The sequence below is a fragment of the Streptomyces sp. XY431 genome (genome assembly GCF_001279805.1).
GTDB classification, from domain to species: domain Bacteria; phylum Actinomycetota; class Actinomycetes; order Streptomycetales; family Streptomycetaceae; genus Kitasatospora; species Kitasatospora purpeofusca.
Window position 1 is genome coordinate 1 of the sequence record NZ_LGDO01000312.1, and the last position, 575, is coordinate 575.

Annotated in this window: 1 protein-coding gene; it reads left to right on the forward strand. The window is 66.3% G+C overall.

Annotated features, from left to right (window positions below; all coding sequences use genetic code 11):
- Window positions 1-50: 50 nt before the first annotated feature.
- Window positions 51-575 carry an SMI1/KNR4 family protein gene (locus tag ADK60_RS24535; protein WP_159400556.1) on the forward strand — a complete coding sequence of 175 codons (525 nt, stop codon included), beginning with the start codon at window positions 51-53 and terminating at the stop codon, window positions 573-575.

The window sequence follows — 575 nt, forward strand, 5'->3', positions numbered from 1 at the left end:
CTCCCCGCGAGCGCGGGGGTCTGTCATTGGCGTCCGTTACGGTGTGCGTCGTGACCGACTCTGTGGCCTGGACCGACGACGAGATCATCGCCAGGATTCGTGAGTTCGCCGGGAGGAACGGTCTTCCTTCGCCGGCATCTGCTGCTGCGGCGGACGAGCTCGAGACCGCTCTGGGCCAGCCGATGCCGTCGTTGCTGCGCAGGATCTACTGCGAGGTCGCCGACGGCGGGTTCGGGACCGACGGGAACGTGGTGTCCCTCACCGACACCGGCAGGTGGTACAGCGACGAGGAATCCCTCACCGACATCTACCGGCGCTGGTCGCAGCCGCCCGAGGAATGGGATATCTACCCGCATCACGTCGTGCCGCTGGTGACCCTGGGCTGCGCGATCTGGTGGTACATCGATCTTCGTAGCCCTCAGGGCCGGATGTGGGGCTGGGATCCGAACGCACTCTGCAGGCACCACCGGCTGTTCCCGGAGAGGTTCACCCTTGCGGAATGGCTCACCGACTGGCTCGAGGGGAACCGCACGTTTCCCGACCCGCCCGATGTGCCGGACTGCCCTGATTGCTGA